The 20,830-nt window shown below is 61.8% G+C and carries 19 protein-coding genes; 9 read left to right on the top strand and 10 right to left on the bottom strand.

Going from position 1 to position 20,830, the window contains the following annotated elements:
* Positions 1-16 precede the first annotated feature (16 nt).
* Positions 17-523, top strand: coding sequence for a DUF1120 domain-containing protein (locus BLW22_RS28730; RefSeq protein ID WP_083221267.1), 507 nt, complete (start codon positions 17-19; stop codon positions 521-523).
* On the opposite strand, the gene BLW22_RS28725 is transcribed toward BLW22_RS28730, so the two are convergent.
* Genes BLW22_RS28725 through BLW22_RS28710 form a run of 4 tightly spaced genes read right to left on the bottom strand, consistent with a single transcriptional unit; the run spans position 504 to position 3,343 of the window.
* Positions 504-1,241: an amino acid ABC transporter ATP-binding protein gene (locus tag BLW22_RS28725; RefSeq protein ID WP_027608358.1), complete on the bottom strand. Its 738-nt coding sequence runs from the start codon at positions 1,239-1,241 to the stop codon at positions 504-506. The genes BLW22_RS28730 and BLW22_RS28725 overlap by 20 nt on opposite strands.
* The gene (locus BLW22_RS28720) at positions 1,228-1,878 is read right to left on the bottom strand and encodes an amino acid ABC transporter permease (RefSeq protein WP_065926657.1); all 651 of its coding nucleotides are present in this window, start codon (positions 1,876-1,878) and stop codon (positions 1,228-1,230) included. The genes BLW22_RS28725 and BLW22_RS28720 overlap by 14 nt, the downstream gene beginning before the upstream one ends.
* Positions 1,875-2,543 carry an amino acid ABC transporter permease gene (locus BLW22_RS28715; protein WP_017736949.1) on the bottom strand — a complete coding sequence of 223 codons (669 nt, stop codon included), beginning with the start codon at positions 2,541-2,543 and terminating at the stop codon, positions 1,875-1,877. The genes BLW22_RS28720 and BLW22_RS28715 overlap by 4 nt, the downstream gene beginning before the upstream one ends.
* A 14-nt stretch (positions 2,544-2,557) precedes the next feature.
* Entirely contained in the window at positions 2,558-3,343 is a 786-nt protein-coding gene (locus BLW22_RS28710) for a transporter substrate-binding domain-containing protein (RefSeq protein WP_027608360.1), read from the bottom strand.
* 255 nt (positions 3,344-3,598) lie between these two features.
* Between BLW22_RS28710 and BLW22_RS28705 the strand changes: the two genes are divergently transcribed.
* The 5 genes from BLW22_RS28705 to BLW22_RS28685 all read left to right on the top strand — a co-directional run bounded on the left by BLW22_RS28705 (position 3,599) and on the right by BLW22_RS28685 (position 8,829).
* The gene (locus tag BLW22_RS28705) at positions 3,599-4,294 is read left to right on the top strand and encodes a FadR/GntR family transcriptional regulator (RefSeq protein WP_074847946.1); all 696 of its coding nucleotides are present in this window, start codon (positions 3,599-3,601) and stop codon (positions 4,292-4,294) included.
* A 121-nt stretch (positions 4,295-4,415) separates the two neighbouring features.
* The gene (gene trxA / locus BLW22_RS28700; RefSeq protein ID WP_015886460.1) at positions 4,416-4,745 is read left to right on the top strand and encodes a thioredoxin TrxA; all 330 of its coding nucleotides are present in this window, start codon (positions 4,416-4,418) and stop codon (positions 4,743-4,745) included.
* 232 nt (positions 4,746-4,977) lie between these two features.
* Positions 4,978-6,237: a transcription termination factor Rho gene (rho, locus tag BLW22_RS28695; protein WP_003176825.1), complete on the top strand. Its 1,260-nt coding sequence runs from the start codon at positions 4,978-4,980 to the stop codon at positions 6,235-6,237.
* A 157-nt stretch (positions 6,238-6,394) separates the two neighbouring features.
* Positions 6,395-7,861, top strand: coding sequence for a 4-hydroxy-3-polyprenylbenzoate decarboxylase (gene ubiD, locus BLW22_RS28690; RefSeq protein ID WP_027608362.1), 1,467 nt, complete (start codon positions 6,395-6,397; stop codon positions 7,859-7,861).
* Positions 7,861-8,829 carry a CDP-6-deoxy-delta-3,4-glucoseen reductase gene (locus BLW22_RS28685; protein WP_074847944.1) on the top strand — a complete coding sequence of 323 codons (969 nt, stop codon included), beginning with the start codon at positions 7,861-7,863 and terminating at the stop codon, positions 8,827-8,829. Before ubiD ends, BLW22_RS28685 begins: the two co-directional genes overlap by 1 nt.
* 34 nt (positions 8,830-8,863) lie before the next feature.
* Here BLW22_RS28685 and BLW22_RS28680 read toward each other — a convergent pair whose 3' ends face one another.
* Positions 8,864-9,346 (bottom strand): sn-glycerol-3-phosphate transporter, encoded by a 483-nt coding sequence (locus BLW22_RS28680; protein WP_074847942.1) that lies wholly within the window; start codon positions 9,344-9,346, stop codon positions 8,864-8,866.
* Between the two features lie 329 nt (positions 9,347-9,675).
* Here BLW22_RS28680 and BLW22_RS28675 point away from each other — a divergent pair, with 329 nt between their 5' ends.
* Together BLW22_RS28675 and BLW22_RS28670 are read left to right on the top strand one after the other, a co-directional pair.
* Positions 9,676-12,063: a TonB-dependent receptor plug domain-containing protein gene (locus BLW22_RS28675; protein WP_074847940.1), complete on the top strand. Its 2,388-nt coding sequence runs from the start codon at positions 9,676-9,678 to the stop codon at positions 12,061-12,063.
* Between the two features lie 27 nt (positions 12,064-12,090).
* Positions 12,091-12,744, top strand: a complete 654-nt coding sequence (locus BLW22_RS28670; RefSeq protein ID WP_065926652.1) for a gamma-glutamylcyclotransferase — start codon at positions 12,091-12,093, stop codon at positions 12,742-12,744.
* Here the strand turns inward: BLW22_RS28670 and glpT are convergent.
* On the bottom strand, positions 12,741-14,078 hold the full coding sequence (gene glpT / locus BLW22_RS28665) for a glycerol-3-phosphate transporter (protein ID WP_074847938.1): 1,338 nt from the start codon (positions 14,076-14,078) through the stop codon (positions 12,741-12,743). The two genes, BLW22_RS28670 and glpT, sit on opposite strands and share 4 nt — an antisense overlap.
* Positions 14,079-14,308: 230 nt before the next feature.
* The gene (locus BLW22_RS28660; protein WP_074847936.1) at positions 14,309-15,286 is read right to left on the bottom strand and encodes an NADPH:quinone oxidoreductase family protein; all 978 of its coding nucleotides are present in this window, start codon (positions 15,284-15,286) and stop codon (positions 14,309-14,311) included.
* Positions 15,287-15,436: 150 nt separating this feature from the next.
* Between BLW22_RS28660 and BLW22_RS28655 the strand changes: the two genes are divergently transcribed.
* The gene (locus BLW22_RS28655; protein ID WP_027608369.1) at positions 15,437-15,844 is read left to right on the top strand and encodes a flagellar basal body-associated protein FliL; all 408 of its coding nucleotides are present in this window, start codon (positions 15,437-15,439) and stop codon (positions 15,842-15,844) included.
* Between the two features lie 92 nt (positions 15,845-15,936).
* Here BLW22_RS28655 and BLW22_RS28650 read toward each other — a convergent pair whose 3' ends face one another.
* From BLW22_RS28650 to BLW22_RS28640, 3 genes are read right to left on the bottom strand one after another with little or no spacing between them, the layout of a single operon-like run.
* Positions 15,937-17,055: an ABC transporter permease gene (locus BLW22_RS28650; RefSeq protein WP_065926649.1), complete on the bottom strand. Its 1,119-nt coding sequence runs from the start codon at positions 17,053-17,055 to the stop codon at positions 15,937-15,939.
* The gene (gene rbbA, locus BLW22_RS28645; RefSeq protein WP_074847934.1) at positions 17,055-19,772 is read right to left on the bottom strand and encodes a ribosome-associated ATPase/putative transporter RbbA; all 2,718 of its coding nucleotides are present in this window, start codon (positions 19,770-19,772) and stop codon (positions 17,055-17,057) included. The genes BLW22_RS28650 and rbbA overlap by 1 nt, the downstream gene beginning before the upstream one ends.
* Complete coding sequence (locus BLW22_RS28640; protein WP_027608372.1) at positions 19,769-20,734, bottom strand: HlyD family secretion protein; 966 nt, start codon at positions 20,732-20,734, stop codon at positions 19,769-19,771. The genes rbbA and BLW22_RS28640 overlap by 4 nt, the downstream gene beginning before the upstream one ends.
* Positions 20,735-20,830: the final 96 nt, after the last annotated feature.

Here is a 20,830-nt window from a genome sequence, read left to right as displayed (position 1 = left end):
ACTGGCGGGTCTCTTGATGATTGCTGACGTTTCGGCGTCGGAATGCCACCTGTCATTGAGCCGGCCGCAGATCGACTACGGGCCGTTGCGCGTCGACACACAGCCCGGACCCCACGGTGTTTCCATCGGTAGACGCACGGTGCACCTCAGCGTGGTTTGCCCTGAGGCGGCGGTGATTGCGCTGCGTTTCCGCGGTGCGCCAGCCGATGCGCAGGGTTTCAGTTTTGGCCATCACGGGCGCTTTGATCTGAGCCTTCGGCAGGCATTGCTGGATGGCCAGGCCGTCGAACTGGTGTCGATGCACAACCGCACTGAACGAGACGGGCAGCTGCGCCCCGGCGGTGTGCTGGTGCCACTGAGGGCCGGGCAGCCAATCGCCGGTCGAGTCTTTTCGGCTCAGGTGCAGGTCGATACCTATCTAGCGGGCACCCACCCCGCCGTGCGCGATAAAACCCTGCTGGAGGGGGGAGGCCGTTTCGAAATGGTGCCCGATGGCTGGGCGATCAGGCGTGCGCTTCGGTAGTGCCGATGAAGTTCGCCAACTCAGCAGTCTGCGGGTTGGCAAACAATACCTTCGGATCGCCGACTTCATGCACCTTGCCCTGGTGCATGAACACCAGCTTGTCGCCGACTTCCCGGGCGAAGCGCATTTCGTGCGTCACCATGATCAAGGTCATGCCGTCCTTGGCCAGTTGGCGCACCACGCTGAGTACTTCATTGACCAGCTCCGGGTCCAGGGCCGAGGTGATTTCATCGCACAGCAGCACCTTGGGCGACATGGCCAGGGCGCGGGCGATGGCAACGCGTTGCTGCTGGCCGCCGGACAGGCGATCGGGGAACGCGTCGAATTTTTCACCCAGGCCCACGCGTTCCAGCATTTGCCTGGCCAGTTGTGCTGCCTTGGCCTTAGGCACTTTCTGCACCACTTGCGGTGCGAGCATGACGTTTTCGCCCACGGTCAGGTGCGGGAACAGGTTGAACTGCTGGAACACCATGCCGACTTTCTGCCGCAGGCTGCGCAGGTCGGCGCGGGCGGCGTCGAGGTATTCGCCATCCACCTCGATCACGCCGTCGTTGATCGATTCCAGGCCATTGAGGGTCCGTAGCAAGGTGGACTTGCCCGAGCCGCTGCGGCCGATGATTGCCACGACTTGGCCTTCTTCAACGGTCAGGTCGATGCCCTTGAGGACGTGGTGATCGCCGTAATACTTATGCAGGGCGGAAATTCTAAGCAGAGGCATGCAGTCTCCTTTCCAGGTAGCGCGCACTGAGGGACAAGGGGTAGCAGAGCAGGAAGTAACCGAGGGCCACCAGGCCGTAGACCATGAAGGGCTCGAAGGTGGCGTTGGCTAGCATGCCGCCGGTCTTGGTCAGTTCGGTAAAGCCGATGATTGAAGTGACGGCGGTGCCTTTGACCACCTGCACCGAGAAGCCCACGGTAGGCGCCACGGCGATCCGCAGGGCCTGGGGCAGGATCACGTAGCGCAGTTGTTCAAGCGGGTTCAACGCCAGGCTGGCCGATGCTTCCCACTGGCCATGGGCGATGGAGTCGACGCAGCCGCGCCAGATTTCGGCGAGGTAGGCGCTGGTAAACAGCGTCAAGGCGATCGCGGCCGCCAGCCAGGGCGAAATATCCACGCCGAGCAGGGCAATGCCGAAAAAAACCAGGAACAGCTGCATCAACAACGGGGTGCCCTGGAACAGTTCGATATAGGTGCGCGCAACATTGCGCGCGAATGCCTTGCGGCTGATGCGCATGGTCATCACCAGCAAACCGATCAGGCCGCCGCCGATAAACGCCACGATCGACAGCAACAGCGTCCACTGCAGGCCCGTAAGCAGGTTGCGCACGATGTCCCAGAAGGAAAAATCACTCATCGGCTATTCCTCATCACAAAGCGGCGGCCGATCCAGTTGAGCAACTGGCGAATCATCAACGCCATGCACAGGTACACCAGGGTGGTCAGGGCATAGGTTTCGAACGCGCGGAAATTGCGCGACTGGATAAAGTTGGCGGCAAAGCTCAGCTCCTCGGTGGCGATCTGCGAACACACCGCCGAACCGAGCATCACGATGATGATCTGGCTGCTCAGGGCAGGCCACACCTTGCCCAGCGCCGGCAGCAGCACCACATGGCGAAACGCTTCGAAACGCGTCATCGCCAGCGCGGCGGCGGCTTCCAGTTGCCCGCGCGGGATGGCCTGGATGCCGGCGCGGATGATCTCCGTGGAGTAGGCCCCCAGGTTGATCACCATCGCCAATACGGCTGCTTGCCACTCGGTGATTTTCAATCCCAGGGAGGGCAGGCCGAAGAAGATGAAGAACAACTGCACCAGGAACGGCGTGTTGCGGATCAACTCGACATACACACCGAAGAACCAGGCAAAGGGCTGGATCTTCCACGCCCGCACCACGGCGCCGACAGTGCCCAGGGCGACGCCCAGGATTGCGCCGATGGCCGTCAGCTCAAGGGTGAACAGCGCGCCGCGCAACAGCAGATCGGTATTGGCCAGCACCGGCACAAAGTCGAATTGATAGGCCATCAATCAGCTCCGCTTCAGAGATCAGCAGGCAATGGCTCTTTGAGCCACTGCATCGCGTTCTTTTCCAGGCTGCCATCGGCCTTGGCCGCGACCAGAATCTGGTTGACCTTCTCCAGAAGCGCCGGCTCGTTCTTGTTCACGCCCACGTACACCGGCGAGTCCTTGAGCTTCACTTTCAGCGCCGGCACGCGTTTCGGGCTGCGTTCGCTGATCGCCACCATGACCACGTTGCCGCTGGCGATCAGGTCGACCTGGCCGGCCAGGTAGGCCGCGATGGTGGAGTTGTTGTCTTCGAAGCGCTTGATGGTGGCTTCCTTCGGCGCTACGGCGGTCAGCTCGATGTCTTCGATGGCGCCACGGGTCACGCTGATGGTCTTGCCCTTGAGGTCGTCGGTGCTGCTGATGGCGGCATCAGGCGGGCCGAATACGGCCAGGTAGAACGGTGCGTAGGCCTTGGAGAAGTCGATGACCTTTTCGCGCTCGGGGTTCTTGCCCAGGCTGGAGATCACCAGGTCGACCTTGCCGGTGGTGAGGAACGGGATGCGGTTGGTGCTGTTGACCGGGGTCAGCTCCAGCTTGACCTTGAGTTGGTCGGCCAGCAGTTTGGCGGTGTCGATGTCCAGGCCACGGGGCTTCATGTCGGGGCCCACCGAGCCGAACGGCGGGAAGTCCTGGGGCACGGCGACCTTGAGGGTGCCACGGGCGACGATATCGTCCAGACCGTTGGCCTGGGCGGGTGCCTGGCTCAGCATCAGGCTGGCAAACAGGGCAGTGAGCAGGGCGCTGCAGCGCTTGGTCATGGCAACTCTCCGAGAAGGGCGAAGGAATTTTCTGGATTTGCTCAGTGCACAGCCCATGCCAGTACGGTGCAGATCGTCTGCGAGGCGCGAGTTTGTTGAGCTTTGGTGGTCTTACTGGTCTGAACAGTTGTGCGCGTTTTCGCACCCTTTTCGAGCGTCGGTAAAACTGCGCGAGCCCCTTTGGGGCGTGGCTTGCCGTGGTCCACGAATAGCTTTACAACTAGCCGTTCTGTTGACAAAAACCTCGAGTTTTTTATGAATTCCATCGCCCAAGCCGTACCGGAAGCGGCCCTGCAGGCCATCCGCAAACTGATCAAGGAGCAAGGCTTCGGGCCGGGCGATGCACTGCCGTCCCAGCGCGACCTGGCGGTGCAATTGGGCGTCAGCCGGGCGTCGCTGCGCGAGGCGCTGTCGTCCTTGAGCGCCTTGGGTGTGGTCAGTGTGCAGCCGGGCAAAGGTGTGTTCGTGCAGGCGGTGGAGGATGCGCCGGGCTTTGCCTGGCCTTTTGCAGCCCAGGCCACGCCGCTCGATATCTTCCAGTTGCGCTATGCGCTGGAAGGGTTTGCGGCGGGTTTGGCGGCGGTCACGTTGACGATCGATGAGCTGGACAGCCTGGAAGACAACGTCGAGGCCATGCGCAAGGTGCTCAAGGCCGGCGACTTCGAGGCGGCCGCACGGCTGGACTTCGAATTCCACCAGCGCATCCTGCTGGCCAGCGGCAACCAGGCGATGGTGAGCATCCTGAGTGCCAGTGCCGAGGTGTTTCTGGAAAGCCAGAAACTACCGTTCATCCGGCCGGAGCGGGCCATGGAAACCTGGCAGGAACATCGCAAAATCCTGCGCGCCCTGGCCCGGCGGGCCAGTGCGTCGGCGCAGAAAACCATGCAGGAGCACGTACGCAACGCGGCGTTGCGCACGGGGATTGCCTTCGTGACTCCCGTGACGCCCTGAGTTGGGCTATGCGCAAACTCATGCGCCATCATAGGAAGACTCAATCAGAGGCGGCTTCCTGAACGGGGGAAGGGCGGCTATGATGGGCAACGTTTTTTTTGCTTACAATCCGGAGACATCCATGAGCAACGATCTTATCAAGCACGTCACCGACGCGACCTTTGAGGCCGAAGTACTCAAGGCTGCTGGCCCGGTGCTGGTTGACTACTGGGCTGAATGGTGCGGCCCTTGCAAAATGATCGCTCCGGTCCTGGACGACATTGCAACCACCTACGAAGGCAAGCTGACCATTGCCAAGCTGAACATCGACGACAACCAGGAAACCCCGGCCAAGCATGGCGTGCGCGGTATTCCTACGCTGATGCTGTTCAAGAACGGCAACGTCGAGGCCACCAAGGTGGGTGCGCTGTCGAAGTCCCAGCTGCAAGCTTTCCTCGACGCCAACATCTAAGCGTCGTCAAAAAGCCCCGCAAATAGCGGGGCTTTTTCGTGAAACAGGGCTAGACGCTCCGAAACTCAGGTGGTACATTCGGCCCCGCACTGGTTTCTCCACTGCCCCCTGCAAGCCGTCGCCGACGCATTCCTTTCGATTAGTACGCGATCCTGTCGCCTTCTCCGCGGCGCGGCCTCATTAAGCCAAAAGCTTAATTTCCCCCCTCCATAAATGATTACGTCATTCCTATATGAATCTGACTGAACTCAAGCAAAAGCCGATTACCGACCTGCTCCAACTGGCCGAAGAAATGGGCATAGAAAATATGGCCCGTTCGCGCAAGCAGGACGTGATTTTCTCCCTGCTGAAAAAGCACGCGAAAAGCGGCGAGGAAATCTCCGGTGATGGCGTGCTGGAGATTCTCCAGGACGGCTTCGGCTTCCTCCGCTCTGCAGACGCCTCCTATCTCGCCGGCCCAGACGACATCTATGTCTCGCCGAGCCAGATCCGTCGCTTCAACTTGCGCACCGGTGACACCATCGTTGGCAAGATCCGCCCACCGAAGGAAGGCGAGCGTTACTTCGCCCTGCTCAAGGTCGACACGATCAACTTCGATCGTCCCGAGAACGCGAAAAACAAGATTCTCTTCGAGAACCTGACGCCGCTGTTCCCGACCGTGCGCATGAAGATGGAAGCCGGTAACGGTTCCACCGAAGACCTGACCGGTCGCGTGATCGACCTGTGCGCCCCGATCGGCAAAGGCCAGCGTGGCCTGATCGTCGCACCGCCGAAAGCCGGTAAGACGATCATGCTGCAGAACATTGCAGCGAACATCGCACGTAACAATCCTGAAGTTCACCTGATCGTATTGCTGATCGATGAGCGTCCGGAAGAAGTCACCGAAATGCAGCGCACCGTGCGCGGCGAAGTGGTTGCCTCGACGTTCGATGAGCCGCCGACCCGCCACGTGCAGGTTGCCGAAATGGTGATCGAGAAGGCCAAGCGCCTGGTCGAACACAAGAAGGACGTGGTGATCCTGCTCGACTCCATCACCCGTCTGGCCCGTGCCTACAACACCGTGATCCCGAGCTCCGGCAAGGTCCTCACCGGTGGTGTCGATGCCCACGCCCTGGAGAAACCGAAGCGTTTCTTCGGCGCCGCGCGGAACATCGAAGAAGGCGGCTCGCTGACCATTATCGCCACCGCACTGGTTGAAACCGGTTCGAAGATGGACGAAGTGATCTACGAAGAGTTCAAGGGTACCGGCAACATGGAACTGCCCCTGGACCGTCGCATCGCGGAAAAACGCGTGTTCCCGGCGATCAACATCAACCGCTCCGGCACCCGCCGCGAAGAGTTGCTGACCGCCGACGACGAACTGCAGCGCATGTGGATCCTGCGCAAGCTGCTGCACCCGATGGACGAAGTGGCAGCCATCGAGTTCCTGATCGACAAGTTGAAAACCACCAAGACCAACGACGAGTTCTTCCTGTCGATGAAACGTAAGTAATCACGACGTTTCAGGTCCGAAAAAATGGCGCCCCCAGGGGCGCCATTTTTTTTGTGTCGGTTTTTCGGTCCCTGCAACGGCCAAATGCACCTCGATAAGCTGCCAGCCGCCCTCAGAGCAGGTAGGATGTACGCCTATTTTACGGGTGGCATGGTTAATGAAATTCAAGGATCTTCGGGATTTCGTGCAGCAACTTGAGCAGCGCGGAGAGTTGAAACGTATCCAGATGCCGATTTCACCGGTGCTGGAAATGACTGAGATTTGCGACCGCACCTTGCGTAACAAGGGCCCGGCGCTGCTGTTCGAGAACCCGACCGGTTTTGACATACCGGTGCTCGGCAACCTGTTCGGTACTCCCGAGCGTGTGGCCTTTGGCATGGGCGCCGAGGCGGTCAGCGAATTGCGCGAGATCGGCAAGCTGCTGGCGTTCCTCAAGGAACCCGAGCCGCCCAAGGGCTTGAAGGATGCCTGGTCGAAGCTGCCGATCTTCCGCAAGATCATTGCCATGGCACCCAAGGTGGTCAAGGACGCGGTGTGCCAGGAAGTGGTCATCGAAGGGGATGACGTCGACCTCGCCATGCTCCCCGTGCAAACCTGCTGGCCCGGCGACGTCGGCCCGCTGATCACCTGGGGCCTGACCGTCACCAAAGGCCCGAACAAAGACCGCCAGAACCTGGGGATCTACCGCCAGCAAGTGATCGGCCGCAACAAGGTGATCATGCGTTGGCTGAGCCACCGTGGCGGTGCCTTGGACTTCCGTGAATGGTGCGAGAAGCACCCCGGCAAGCCGTTCCCGGTGTCTGTGGCCCTGGGCGCCGACCCTGCGACCATCCTCGGCGCCGTGACCCCGGTGCCCGACAGCCTGTCCGAATACGCCTTCGCCGGCCTGTTGCGTGGCAACCGCACCGAACTGGTGAAGTGCCGTGGCAATGACCTGCAAGTGCCGGCCACCGCTGAAATCATCCTCGAAGGCGTGATTCACCCCGGCGAGATGGCCGATGAAGGCCCGTACGGCGACCACACCGGCTATTACAACGAAGTCGACAGCTTCCCGGTGTTCACCGTCGAGCGCATCACCCATCGGATCAAGCCGATCTACCACAGCACCTACACCGGCCGTCCGCCAGATGAGCCGGCGATTCTGGGGGTGGCGCTGAACGAAGTGTTCGTGCCGATCCTGCAGAAGCAATTCCCGGAAATCACCGACTTCTACCTGCCGCCGGAAGGCTGTTCGTATCGCATGGCCATCGTGACCATGAAGAAGTCGTATCCCGGCCATGCCAAGCGGGTCATGCTGGGTGTGTGGTCGTTTTTGCGACAGTTCATGTACACCAAGTTCGTTATCGTCACCGACGACGACATCAATGCCCGGGACTGGAACGATGTGATCTGGGCCATCACCACGCGCATGGACCCCAAGCGCGACACGGTGATGATCGATAACACGCCGATCGACTACCTCGACTTCGCGTCGCCGGTGTCGGGGCTGGGCTCGAAGATGGGCCTGGACGCTACCCACAAATGGCCGGGTGAAACGACCCGCGAGTGGGGCCGGGTGATCGTCAAGGATGAGGCCGTCACGGCACGTGTCGATGCGATTTGGAAAGAATTGGGAATAGATTGATGCGTGTAACCCTGCAACCTTCCGGCGCCGTGCTGGAGCTGGTCCCCGGCGAGCGAATCCTCGAAGGCGCGCGCCGCCTGGGCTACGAATGCCCCCAGGCGTGTCGCAATGGCGTGTGCCACGTGTGCGCCGCACTGCTGGTGGAGGGCCGGGTGCAGCAAGCCGGTGAAGTGCGCGACCATGGCGAGTTCTACACCTGCATCGCCGAGCCGCTGGAAGATTGCATTGTGTTGTGGGATGGCGTGCTGGCGCCGGGAGAGTTGCCGTTGCGCAAGTTGTCGTGCCAATTGAGCGAGTGCGTGGAAGTGGGCGGCGATGTGTGGCGCGTGCGCCTGCGGGCCCCGGCGGGCAAGGCGGTGCGTTACCACGCCGGGCAATACCTGATGATCGAGCGGGAGAATGGCGAGAAGTCGGCATTTTCCCTGGCGTCGGCGCCCCACGCCGGTCGCGAGCTGGAACTGCATGTACTGGCCCGCGAGGACAGCGCACGCAACTTGCTGGAGCAATTGCAGCGCAACCAGATGGCGCGCATCGAGCTGCCCTTTGGCGACACCCACCTGGCCGAGCTGCCGGACGGGCCATTGGTGCTGATCGCCGCCGGGACCGGCATGGCGCAGATGCACAGCCTGATCGAGCATTGCCGCGCGTCCGGCTTCAAGCACCCGGTGCACCTGTACTGGGGCGTGCGTCGCCCGGAAGATTTCTACGAGATCGAGCACTGGGACCAATGGTTGCAACTGCCCAACCTGTTCCTGCACAAGGTGGTCAGCGACCTGTGTGGCTGGGAAGGGCGCTGCGGCCTGCTGCATGAAGCGGTGTGCGAAGACATTGCCGACCTCAAGGCGGTGCATGTCTACGCCAGCGGTTCACCGGCGATGATCTACGGCACGCTGGATGCACTGGTCGATGCCGGCATGGATGCGCACCAGATGCGCGCCGACGTATTCGCCTACGCCCCGCGGCCCTGACGCAACCGAACTGTGGAGCGGGGCTTGCGCTCGCTCAGAATCGCACTCCGGTCGTGACCATTGCCGCATTGAACCCCAGCAGCACCAGTTCCGCTGCCACCGGCCCGTAATGGGTGCCTACCGACGGGATGATCACCGGCGCCACGCCGAAACGGTTCAGGGGGATCTTGTCACGGTATTTGCCGCGATAGCCCTGGATCGCCCCGCCTGTGACCTTCAGGTACACCGCAGAGTCGGTCATCTCATAGCGCTTACCTGCATAGGCGTAGTAAGAGCGCTGGCTGAACGAGTTGCGAAACGTCGCCCCGCCATACACCAATCCTGATGCCTCATTGCGCTCCAGGCCGATCAGGTCCTGGTTGTTGTTGTGGTCTTTGTCCGGCGCGAAGTGCCGGGTATAGACGCTGGTCTGCGCGTACCAGAAGTCTTTGTCGTCCTCGGCAGGCGGTGTTTCGCCAGCCAGTGCGGTGGTGGCCTGGGCCAGGAACAGCAGGCCAGGCAGTCGAAATTTCTTCATGGGTGCGACCTCGATAGGCGGTTTGATGGGCGGCTAGGTGGGTCGTGAACGTGCGCGCCAGTTTGACGGCTTGGCGTGCTCCCAGGCTGAACCGGGGCTGAAAGTAGCCGGATTGCCCTGTGCAATCCTGACGAAAGGGCGTCGGGCTTATGCATTCGCTTATGCTTTAAAGGTATTTAATTTGTTACATAAATATCTTTAAGCTATATCTCAACGGACTACCGATTTTCTTCCAATAACCATTAACTGACCGCCACCGCCCGCCAGCCGGATCGATCTTGCGAACTCAGAACACTGACGTTCTGATTCTTGATTCAAAGGGGAGCGGTATGGGGAGCTACACGCAACACGCGCTGTACACAGCGATTTTGTCGGCTAATTTGCTGGCCGCTGTGGGCTTCAATCCTGTCCTGGCGGCCGAAGCGCCCGCCACCGATGCACCCAAACTCGACACCGTGATCGTCACCGGCACCCGCGCCCAGGAGCGTACCGCCAGTGCTTCGCTGTCTCCGATCGATGTGATTTCCGGCGATAGCCTGCGCAGCACGGGCTCTGATGAGTTGGGGGCGGTGCTGGCGCGCCTGATTCCGTCGATCAACTTCCCGCGCCCAAGCCTGGTGGATGGTGCCGAACTGGTGCGCCCTGCGCAGTTGCGCGGCCTGTCACCCGATCAGGTGCTGGTGCTGGTCAACGGCAAGCGCCGCCACACCAGTGCCTTCGTCAACCTGGGCGGTGCGGTGGGCCGTGGGTCGGCACCGGCGGACCTGAATGCGATCCCGCTGTCGGCGGTGGACCATATCGAAGTGCTGCGCGACGGTGCGTCCGCCCGCTACGGCTCGGATGCGATTGCCGGGGTGATCAACGTGATCCTCAAGCACGCCGACCATGGCGGTTCGATCTCCACCAAATTCGGCGAATACAAGAAGGGCGACGGCATCCAGCGCAATGTCAGCGGCAACACCGGCCTGGCATTGGGCGACAACGGCTTTATCAACCTGTCGGCCGAAGGGTCTGACAATGACTACACCAACCGCGCCGGGGATGACTACCGCACGGGCAGCGTCGGCTCTACCACCTATGGCCAGCGCGTGTTCCGCCAGGGTGAGCCGGCCACCAATGAAGGCAAGTTCCAGTTCAACTCCGAATATTCCTTCAACGATGCGGCCGAGTTCTACACCTTCGGCGGCTACAGCAAGCGGCGCGGCGAGACGGCGGCGTTCTACCGGGCGAGTAATGCGTCCAACAACATCCCGGCGCTCAACCCCAACGGTTACCTGCCGCTGATCAAGGGCAACCTTGAAGACACCTCATTGGTGGTGGGCCTGCGCGGTTTGCTGGCCTACGACTGGCATTACGACCTGTCGGCCAACTATGGCAAGAACGAGTACGCACTCAGCACCGAAACCATCAACACCTCCCTGGGCCTGGCCACGCCGCGCAAGTTCGACAATGGCACCCTGAGCAACGACCAGAAGCAAGTCAGCCTGGACCTGTCCCGCGAGTTCGACGTGGGCTGGCTGCCTTACCCGGTGTCCGTGGCGTTTGGCGGTGAATACCTGCACCAGGGTTATGAAATCGAGGCGGGCGAGCCGGCCTCCTACTTCCAGACCGGCAGTTCCGGACTGGGTGGTTTCCGTGATGCCGACGCGGGCACCAGCACGCGCCACAACTGGGCCCAGTACCTGGACCTGGAAACCAACTTCACCGAAAAACTCAGTGCCTCGGCGGCGGTGCGCCATGAGGACTACAGCGATTTTGGCTCGAATGTCAGCGGCTCGCTGTCGGCCCGTTATGACTTCACCCCGCAGGTGGCCGTGCGCGGCAGTGTTTCCAACGGTTTCCGCGCGCCGTCCCTGGCCCAGCAGAACTTTGCCTACACTTCATCGCAGTTGATCGGCAGCACCATCCAGGAAGCCGGCACCTTCCCGGCCAACAGCCAGGTGGCGCGTTTACTCGGCGCCGAAGACCTCAAGGCCGAGAAGTCGCGCAACTACAGCCTTGGGCTGGTGCTGGAGCCGGCCGATGACCTGACGGTGACGGTGGATGTGTACCGCATCGACATCCGTGACCGTATCAGCCTGTCGTCCAACCTCGGCATAAACGCGGCGACCCGCGCCTATTTGCAGGCCAACGGTGTCGGCAATATCGACTACACCACCGCCCGCTACTTCACTAACGCCACCGACACCAGCACCGACGGCGTCGACCTGGTCGCCAACTATCGCTATCAGTTCGACAGCGGCATCCGCTGGAACAGCACCGTGGGCTACAACTACAACCACACCAAGGTGACGGATGTGAAGGCCAACCCGGCCATCCTCGACAGCCTGGGCGCGAACCTGGTGCGCGTGGACCGCCGCGAGCGCATCGGTTTGCTGGGGGATACCACGCCGCAGCACAAGCTGAGCCTGGGTAACGACTTCACTTACGGCCATTGGGCCCTGCACAGCAACCTGGTGCGCTATGGTGAATTCACCAGCTACCAGGCGGACAAGGTCAACGACCAGACCTTCAAGGCGGCCTGGGTGCTGGACCTGTCGGCGGACTACAGGCTGAAGAATTGGACCTTCACCCTGGGCGGCGACAACGTCACCGATAAATACCCGGAGAAGGTCAACGCCTTCGCCAGCAGTGGTGGCAATCTGGCCTATAGCACTTTTTCGCCGTACGGTTACAGCGGCGCGTTTTATTACGGTAAAGTTGCTTACAACTGGTAACACACAGGAGGCGTACCGCTTTTCGCCATGACCGCCATTGAATCCGATCTTCTGCAATTGGCTTACCCTCCGCGGCTCGATCTGGGGCCGCAACTCACTCACGAACAGTTAATGAGCTCGATGCAGGCCACCATGGGCCGGCACAAGGGTGGGCCGGTCTGGCTATTTGCGTATGGTTCGCTGATTTGGCGCCCGGAATGTTCGTCGACTGAGCGGGTGCGGGCACGGGTCCACGGTTATCACCGGGGCCTGTACCTGTGGTCCCACGAGCATCGGGGTACGCCGGAATTGCCGGGCCTGGTCTTTGGCCTGGATCGCGGAGGTTCGTGCAGCGGGTTCGCCTATCGCTTGCCGGAAGATCAACTGGAGGCCTCGCTTTACGCCTTGTGGCAGCGCGAGATGCCTTACCCGTCCTACCGGCCGCACTGGCTCAGTTGCCGTCTTGAAGATGGCAGTCAGGTACAGGCGTTGGGGTTTGTGTTGGAGCGGCACTTGCCCAGCTACGCCGGCAACTTGCCGGATATCGTGCTGAACCATGTGCTGCAAAGCGCTTGCGGGCGTTACGGCACTACTCGCGATTACGTCGAGCAGACCGTCAACGCCCTGCGTAGCCACGCCATGCCAGACAAGAATCTGGAGGCGCGGCTCAAGCGTTGTGCCAAGGATTGCTCAGGCGATTAACGCGCCGAGCTGACGCTGTTGGTGTGCCACAGCGTTGGGATCAGGAACGCGATGGCCAGCAGGCATGCGCCGATCAGCAGCACGAAACCACCGTCCCAGCCGAAATGGTCCACGGTGTAGCCCATGGCCGCACTGGCTGCCACCGAACCGCCCAGGTAGCCGAACAGACCGGTGAAGCCCGCAGCCGTACCGGCGGCTTTCTTCGGTGCCAGTTCCAGCGCCTGCAGGCCGATCAGCATCACCGGGCCGTAGATCAAAAAGCCGATCGAGAACAGCGCGATCATGTCGACCATCGGGTTTCCCGGCGGGTTGAGCCAGTACACCAGGGTCGCCACGGTCACCAGCGCCATGAACACGATGCCGGTCAGGCCACGGTTGCCACGGAAGATCTTGTCCGACATCCAGCCGCACAACAGCGTGCCCGGAATACCTGCCCACTCGTAGAAGAAGTACGCCCAGGACGATTTATCCACCGTGAAGTGCTTGGCTTCCTTGAGGTAGGTCGGTGCCCAATCCAATACGCCGTAACGCAGCAGGTAGACGAACACGTTGGCGAAGGCGATGTACCAGAGCATTTTGTTGCGCAGCACGTACTTGACGAAGATTTCCTTGGCGCTGAATTCGTCTTCGTGGCTGGCGTCGTAGCCTTCCGGGTAATCATTCTTGTACTGCTCAATCGGCGGCAGGCCCACCGATTGCGGGGTGTCGCGCATGGTGATGAAGGCAAACGCCGCCACCGCCAAGGCCACCGTGGCCGGTACATAGAACGCCGCATGCCAGTCGTTGAACCAGGCCATACCCAGCAGGAACAACGGGCCGATCAGGCCGCCGCCGACGTTGTGCGCCACGTTCCACACCGACACCACGCCGCCGCGTTCTTTCTGCGACCACCAGTGCACCATGGTCCGGCCGCTGGGCGGCCAGCCCATGCCCTGGGCCCAGCCGTTGATGAACAGCAAAATGAACATCATGGTCACGCTGGACGTCGCCCAAGGCGCGAAACCGAAAATGAACATCACCCCCGCTGAAACCAGCAGGCCGAAGGGCAGGAAGTAGCGCGGGTTGGAACGGTCGGACACCAGGCCCATGAGGAACTTGGACAGGCCGTAGGCGATCGCGATCGCCGACATCGCCAGGCCCAGCTCACCGCGGGTGTAACCCTCGTCGATCAGGTAGGGCATGGCCAGGGAGAAGTTTTTGCGCAGCAGGTAGTACCCGGCATAACCGAAGAAAATACCGGCGAAGATCTGCCAGCGCAGCCGTCGATAGGTACTGTCGATTTTTTCTTCAGGCAGGGGCACCTGGTGTGCGGCAGGACGAAAGAAAGCAAACATTCAAGAGCTCCAGATTTCTTGTTTTGACTGCGGATGCGAATGTTACAGTTTCGTTACCGAAAATAGCATTGCCTCTTATGCGCAAACACAGGAAATGAGAGCAATTGCATGTTCTCTTATGAACATGTCGTAAATGGATACGTGTGGGTCGTTATCGATTTTAAGACCGCAGGAGATCAAATGTGGGAGGGGACAAGCCCCCTCCCACATTTGATTGCATTTCAGGTCGGTTAGCGGGTCTGGACGACGACCTTGCCGACGGCCTTGCGCTGGCCGAGGTCATTGATCGCCTGGGCAGCCTGCTCCAGCGGATACACCTGCGACACCAACGGCTTGAGCTTGCCCTCACCGAACCAAGTGAACAGTTGCTGGAAGTTCGCCGCATTGTCCTGGGGCTGGCGCTGGGCGAACGAGCCCCAGAACACCCCGACCACCGCTGCGCCCTTGAGCAGCGCCAGGTTCACCGGCAGTTCCGGGATGCGCCCGCTGGCAAAACCCACCACCAGCAGGCGGCCGTTCCAGGCAATCGCGCGAATGGCTTGGTCAAACAGGTCGCCGCCCACCGGGTCGTAGATCACATCGGCGCCGTTGCCGTCGGTCAGGCGCTTGATCTCGTCCTTGAGGTTGGCTTCGTTGTAGTTGATCAACTCATCGGCGCCGGCGGCCTTGGCCACGGCGAGTTTGTCGGCGCTGCTCGCGGCGGCGATCACCCGCGCGCCCATGGCCTTGCCGATTTCCACGGCGGCCAGGCCCACGCCGCCGGAAGCGCCGAGGACCAGCAGGGTTTCGCCGGGTTGCAGGTTGGCGCGTTGTTTGAGCGCGTGCATCGAGGTGCCGTAGGTCATGCTGAAGGCGGCGGCGGTGTTGAAGTCCATGCTCGGCGGGATCGGCAGCACGTTGTAGCCTGGCACCGCGACCTGTTCGGCGAAGCTGCCCCAGCCAGTGAGCGCCATGACCCGGTCGCCGACTTTCAGGTGGCTGACCTTTTCCCCCACTTCGCTGACCACCCCCGACGCCTCGCCACCCGGCGAGAACGGGAAGGGTGGCTTGAACTGGTATTTGCCCTCGATGATCAGGGTGTCGGGGAAGTTGACCCCGGCGGCATGCACGTCGAGCAGGATTTCGTTCTTCTTGATCGTGGGGCTCGCGACGTCTTCCAGCACCAGGGTTTCGGCGGGGCCGAAGGCTTTGCACAGCACAGCTTTCATCGGGCTATTCCTTTTGGTGTCGTGGCCGATAAGTGTAGGAGGGTAGGCCTGTGGGTCAACGAGCATGCTCGGCCCTGATAAGTCGCCATAAGCTTGTGCTCTGCCTTGCTAGCGTTATGCTACCCGGCAACCGAATGTGAGGAATGAACTGTGAAAGCGTGGATCCTATTGATGCTGGCCCTGACCTTGCCGATGGCAGCCCAGGCCGAAGAAGCCAAAGAAGGCGAGGCGCCGAAGGTCAGCTATATCAGCCTGAGCCCGCCGTTCGTGGGTAACTACGGCCTGGATGGCACAGCCAAGCTCAAAGTGTTCAAGGCCGACATCGCCCTGCGCGTGACCGGCGAGGAAGCAGCCAAAGCGGTCAAGGCCAACGACGCATTGATCCGTAACCAGTTGGTCGCGCTGTTCACCCAGCAGACCAACGAGGCCATGAGCACGGTCGACGGTAAGGAGAAGCTGCGCCAGGAAGCCCTCAAGCAAACCCAGCAAGTGATGAACGACGAGACGGGCAAGCCCATGGTGGAAGATCTGCTGTTCAATAACCTGATCATTCAGTAACGCGCTGCCCCGTAGATACCGCCTTATCCAAAACCGCGCAAACCCCGTAGCAGCTGCCTCGCTTGCGCTCGGCAGCTGCTACGGGGGCTTCGTCAGGAAGCCAGGCTCTTCCTGAACCGCGCCAACGCCACCGCAAAAAACAACAGCCCGATCCCCGCCAGCGCCAGCAAGTCCGGCCACACCACACTCACCCCCGCGTCGCGAAACAAAATCGCTGCGCTCAGGCTCACAAAGTGCGTCGACGGCGAGCCCTGCATCACCCACTGCAACCACTCGGGCATGCTGTCCAGCGGCGTGCTGCCGCCTGACAGCAGCAGCATCGGGATAATCACCGGGATCGCCAGCAAGCCGAACTGCGGCGTCGAGCGGGCGAGGGTGGCGAGGAAGATCCCCAGTGCCGTACTGGCAAACAGATACAGGGCAGTCACAAACAGGAACAACCCCAGCGACCCGGCCAGCGGCACGCCGAGCAGCCCTTTGACCACCACCTCCAGCGACAGCCAGGTGCACAGCACCACCACCAGCATATTGCTCCAGATTTTCGCCAGCATGATTTCCAGTGCGGTCAGCGGCAGTACCAGCAGGTGGTCGAGGGTGCCGTGCTCGCGCTCGCGCAACAGCGCGGTGCCGGTGAGCACGATGGCCAGGATGGTGATGTTGTTGACGATCTGGATCACGGCCAGGAACCAGCCGCCCTCCAGGTTGGTGTTGAACAGTGCTCGGGTCGTGAGCAGCGCGGGCGCCTGGCGGGTGGCGTCGGTTTGCCCGCTGTAGTTGAGCAATTCGCGCTGGAAGATCCGTCCGATATAGCCGGCGCCCATGAACGCCTGGCTCATCGCCGTGGCATCGACGTTCACCTGCACGCCAGGCTGGCGACCGGCCAACAGGTCGGCCTGGAAGTTGGCCGGTACGTTGATCACGAAGGTGTACTGGCCGCTGTCCATCACCTTGTCCAACTGGTCATAGGCCAACGGTGCCGGTGCTTGGAACTCGGGCGGTTGCAGCGCCTCGGCCATCTGCCGTGAGAGCGCGCTGTGGTCTTCATCGACAAACGCTACGCTGGCGTTGTGCACGCCGATCACCGAGCCGGCGGCTGGCATGTAGATGGCGACGGTGAAGGCGTAGAACAAAAACAGCAGCAAGACGCTGTCGTGACGCAGGCTGGTGAGTTCCTTGATGCCCAGCCGGAAGATGTGTGCGAGCTTGTGCATCAGGCCTCCTGCTTCTTGAGCATGACCAGGCTCAACCCGGTGAACCCGATAAAGAAGCCGAACAGCGCCAGGCATTGTGGCCACAACTGGCGCAGATCCAGGGCCTTGGTGAAGGTGCCCACGGCAATATCCAAAAAGTGCCCGGCCGGAAACAGTGCGCCCATCAAGGCGGCGGCGCCCTCCAGGGACGAGCGCGGCACGATCAGCCCGGAAAACTGGATGGTTGGCAGGCTGGTGATGATCATGGTGCCGAGGATCGCCGCGATCTGGGTGCGGGTGAACGCGGAAATCAGCAGGCCCATGCTGGTGGTGGCCAGCACATACAGCAGCCCGCCAAACGCCAGCGTCAGGCCGCTGCCCTTGAACGGCACGCCGAACAGCCAGCGATTCATCGCCACCAGCAGCGCCAGGTTGACCAGGCTCACGGCCAGGTAAGGCGCCTGTTTACCGAGCAGGAATTCCAGGCGCGTCAGGGGTGTGGCGTAGAAGTTGGTGATCGAACCCAGTTCTTTCTCGCGCACGATGCCCAGGGCGGTGAGCATCGCCGGGATAAACGCCAGGATCAGTGCCATCACGCCGGGGCCGATGGCATTCACGCTGACCACGTCCTGGTTATAGCGAAAACGGGTTTCCAGTTTGGCGACTGCCTGGGTGCTGCGCGGCAGGCTGCTCAGTTCGGCCAGTTGCTGCAGGTTGCCTTGGTGCACGGCTTCGACATAGTTGCGGCTGGTTTCCGCACGAAACGGCATGCCGCCATCGAGCCACGCGGCCACGGTGGGTTGGCGCCCGGCATAGAGATCGCGACCAAAGCCGGGTGGGATCTCCAGGGCCAGTTTGATTTCCGAGCGTTGCAGGCGTCGGTGTAATTCATTGGCATCCTGGATCGGCGCCTGCTCGGCGAAGTAGCGCGAGCTGCGGAAGGCTTCCAGATAGGCGCGGCTTTGTGGCGTCTGGTCCTGGTCGTAGACGGCGAAGGCGAGGTTTTCCACGTCCAGGGAAATGCCGTAGCCGAAGATCACCATCATGAACATCGCACCGAGCAGGGCGAAGGCCATGCGCACTTTGTCGCGCAGCAATTCCTTGCCTTCGCGGCTGGCCACGGCCAGCAGGCGAGACAGGCTGAAACCACGCTTGCTGATGGGCGGCGCATGGGTTTCGCTGACGGTTTTGGCCGACGTGGCGGGTTCGGCATCGCCTTGGGCTTGCTCAAGGCAGGTGACGAACGCGGCTTCCAGGGTGTCGCCGTTGAATTGCCGTTGCAGTGCGCCCGGTGTGTCGCAGGCCAGTACCTTGCCGGCATGCATCAAGGAGATACGGTCGCAGCGCTGGGCTTCATTCATGAAGTGGGTGGAGAGGAAGATCGTCACCCCTTGTTCGCGGGACAACTCGATCAACAGCCGCCAGAAATCATCCCGGGCCGCCGGGTCGACGCCCGAGGTGGGCTCATCAAGGATCAATACTTCCGGGCGATGCAGCACCGCCACGGCCAATGACAAGCGTTGGCGCAGGCCGAGGGGCAGCTCTCCGGAGGGCTGCTCGGCCACCTCACCGAGGTCGAAACGCTTGATCAGCTCATCGATGCGCGGGCCGCTGTCGGCCTTGGGCAAATCGAACAGTTGCGCGTGCAACACCAGGTTCTGGCGCACGCTCAGCTCGCCATACAGCGAGAAGCTTTGCGACATGAACCCTACGCGCTTGCGGGTGGCCAGGTCCTTGGCGTTTACCGGGTTGCCCAGCAGCGTGGCGCTGCCTTCGGTGGCCGGCATCAGCCCGGTGAGGACTTTCATGGTGGTGGTCTTGCCGCAGCCGTTGGAGCCGAGGAAGCCGAAGATCTCGCCACGGCCGATGGCAAAGCTGACCTTGTTCACCGCCGTGAAGTCGCCGAAGCGCAGGGTCAGGTCGTGGGCTTCGATGGCGATATCGGTGTTGGCGTTTTCCCTGGGCGGGATCACCAGCGGTTGGTTGTCATGGGCGCTGTCGCCCTGGAAGTGGGTGAAGGCCTCATCCAGTTTGCCGCTGGGGGTCGCTGCCGCCAGTTCGCTGCTGAGCCCGTCGGCGATCAGCTTGCCACGGTCGAGCATCAGGCAATGTTCGAATTGCTCGGCTTCTTCCATGTAGGCGGTGGCTACCAGCAGCGTCAGTTGCGGGCGCTCGCTGCGTACGGTCTCGACCAGTTCCCAGAAGCGCCGCCGCGACAGCGGGTCGACGCCGGTGGTGGGTTCGTCGAGGATCAACAAGTCCGGGTCGTGGATCAGCGCGCAGCACAGGCCGAGCTTCTGCTTCATGCCGCCGGAGAGCTTGCCGGCCGGCCGCTCGGCGAAGCGCGCGAGGTCGGTGGCCAGCAGCAGGTTGTGCATGCGCTGGTCGCAGTCGGCTTTGGACAGGCCGAACAGCGTGGCGAAGAAGCGGATGTTTTCGCTGATGGACAGTTCGGGGTACAGGTTGCCGCCCAGGCCCTGGGGCATGAAGGCGATGCGCGGGTACAGGCTGTTGCGGTGACGACGGTCGGCGATGGAGCCGCCGAGCACCTCCAGTTGGCCGTCCTGGAGCCTTTTAACCCCGGCGATCAACCCCAACAGGCTCGACTTGCCCGCTCCATCCGGGCCGATCAGTCCGCAGCGGGTGCCGGTGGGCAGGCTGAAGGCGATGTCGATCAAGGCCTGCTGCTTGCCGTAACGGTGGTTGATGGCGGTGGCGTGCAGCGCCAGGCCGGTCATTGCAGGTTGGCCGGCCAGTCGATGTCAGCCATGCGCACGTAGCCGGCGCCGGGCATCCCCGGTTTGGCCTGGGGCACGGCGCTGGGTTGGGTCAGGCGCAGCTTGACGCGAAACACCAGTTTCTGGCGTTCGTCGCGGGTTTCCACTTCCTTGGGGGTGAACTGCGACTTGGCGGCAACAAAGCTGATCTTGGCCGGCAACGGTTGCTGGGGCAGGGCATCGAGCAGGATGCGTGCGTCGCTGCCAACCGTCAGGCGGCCGGTGACGGAGGCGGGCAGGTAGAGGTTCATGTACTGATCCTCGGGATCGATCAGCAACAGCACGCGTCCGCCGGCACCGAGGACCTCGCCGGGCTCGGCCAGGCGCAGCTGGATAATGCCGTCGATGGGCGCGCGCAAGCTGCTGTCATCGATTTCGCTGGTCAACTGGGCGACCTGGGCCTGGGCGGCACCGATGGCGGCCTTGACCGAATTGACCTGGGCTTGCGCGGCGATCACGGCGGCGTTGCCGGTGTTCTGGCGGGCCTGTTGCTGGTCGATCAACTGGCTGCTGGCAAAGCCGCGCTTGTACAGTTCCTGGGTACGCTTGAGTTCCTGGTTGGCCAGCAGTTGCTCGCTTTGACGCAGTTGCACATTGGCCTCGGCGGCGGCGAAGTTTTCCCTGGCGCGCAGCACTTCGGCTTCGGCCTGGGCGCGCTGGGCTTCCAGGGTGCGGGTGTCCATGCGCGCCAGCAACTGGCCCTTGAGCACCTTGTCACCTTCATCCACCCGCACCTCGGCCAGGCGACCGGGGATCTTGGCGGCGATCTGCACTTCGGTGGACTCCAGGCGACCGTTGCCCATGCCCAAGCCTTCGGGCAGGCGATCCTGGGTGGACTTCCAGTAACCGAAGCCGCCGGCGGCGAGCAACAAGGCAATCAACAAAGCGGCAAACAGGTGGGAGGAGCGGGGCGTGATCGACATGGGTGCATCCTGCGGCGTTAGCGTCCTAGTTTGACCGAGGCAGCCCGAGGGGCGTTGATGCCGGTCAAATGAAGCGCAAGCCTAACCCGGTTCAGG

Origin of the sequence: Pseudomonas marginalis (genome assembly GCF_900105325.1) — a bacterium.
GTDB classification, from domain to species: Bacteria; Pseudomonadota; Gammaproteobacteria; order Pseudomonadales; family Pseudomonadaceae; genus Aquipseudomonas; species Aquipseudomonas marginalis.
The sequence above is the reverse complement of the archived record's forward strand: the minus strand, read 5'-3'. Positions and strand labels throughout refer to the sequence as shown.

Excerpts from the sequence above, each read along its gene's own strand:
- BLW22_RS28730 (WP_083221267.1), top strand. The coding sequence starts at position 17 with ATGATTGCTGACGTTTCGGCGTCGGAATGCCACCTGTCATTGAGCCGG.
- BLW22_RS28725 (WP_027608358.1), bottom strand. The coding sequence starts at position 1,241 with ATGCCTCTGCTTAGAATTTCCGCCCTGCATAAGTATTACGGCGATCAC.
- BLW22_RS28720 (WP_065926657.1), bottom strand. The coding sequence starts at position 1,878 with ATGAGTGATTTTTCCTTCTGGGACATCGTGCGCAACCTGCTTACGGGC.
- BLW22_RS28715 (WP_017736949.1), bottom strand. The coding sequence starts at position 2,543 with ATGGCCTATCAATTCGACTTTGTGCCGGTGCTGGCCAATACCGATCTG.
- BLW22_RS28710 (WP_027608360.1), bottom strand. The coding sequence starts at position 3,343 with ATGACCAAGCGCTGCAGCGCCCTGCTCACTGCCCTGTTTGCCAGCCTG.
- BLW22_RS28705 (WP_074847946.1), top strand. The coding sequence starts at position 3,599 with ATGAATTCCATCGCCCAAGCCGTACCGGAAGCGGCCCTGCAGGCCATC.
- trxA (WP_015886460.1), top strand. The coding sequence starts at position 4,416 with ATGAGCAACGATCTTATCAAGCACGTCACCGACGCGACCTTTGAGGCC.
- rho (WP_003176825.1), top strand. The coding sequence starts at position 4,978 with ATGAATCTGACTGAACTCAAGCAAAAGCCGATTACCGACCTGCTCCAA.
- ubiD (WP_027608362.1), top strand. The coding sequence starts at position 6,395 with ATGAAATTCAAGGATCTTCGGGATTTCGTGCAGCAACTTGAGCAGCGC.
- BLW22_RS28685 (WP_074847944.1), top strand. The coding sequence starts at position 7,861 with ATGCGTGTAACCCTGCAACCTTCCGGCGCCGTGCTGGAGCTGGTCCCC.
- BLW22_RS28680 (WP_074847942.1), bottom strand. The coding sequence starts at position 9,346 with ATGAAGAAATTTCGACTGCCTGGCCTGCTGTTCCTGGCCCAGGCCACC.
- BLW22_RS28675 (WP_074847940.1), top strand. The coding sequence starts at position 9,676 with ATGGGGAGCTACACGCAACACGCGCTGTACACAGCGATTTTGTCGGCT.
- BLW22_RS28670 (WP_065926652.1), top strand. The coding sequence starts at position 12,091 with ATGACCGCCATTGAATCCGATCTTCTGCAATTGGCTTACCCTCCGCGG.
- glpT (WP_074847938.1), bottom strand. The coding sequence starts at position 14,078 with ATGTTTGCTTTCTTTCGTCCTGCCGCACACCAGGTGCCCCTGCCTGAA.
- BLW22_RS28660 (WP_074847936.1), bottom strand. The coding sequence starts at position 15,286 with ATGAAAGCTGTGCTGTGCAAAGCCTTCGGCCCCGCCGAAACCCTGGTG.
- BLW22_RS28650 (WP_065926649.1), bottom strand. The coding sequence starts at position 17,055 with ATGCACAAGCTCGCACACATCTTCCGGCTGGGCATCAAGGAACTCACC.
- rbbA (WP_074847934.1), bottom strand. The coding sequence starts at position 19,772 with ATGACCGGCCTGGCGCTGCACGCCACCGCCATCAACCACCGTTACGGC.
- BLW22_RS28640 (WP_027608372.1), bottom strand. The coding sequence starts at position 20,734 with ATGTCGATCACGCCCCGCTCCTCCCACCTGTTTGCCGCTTTGTTGATT.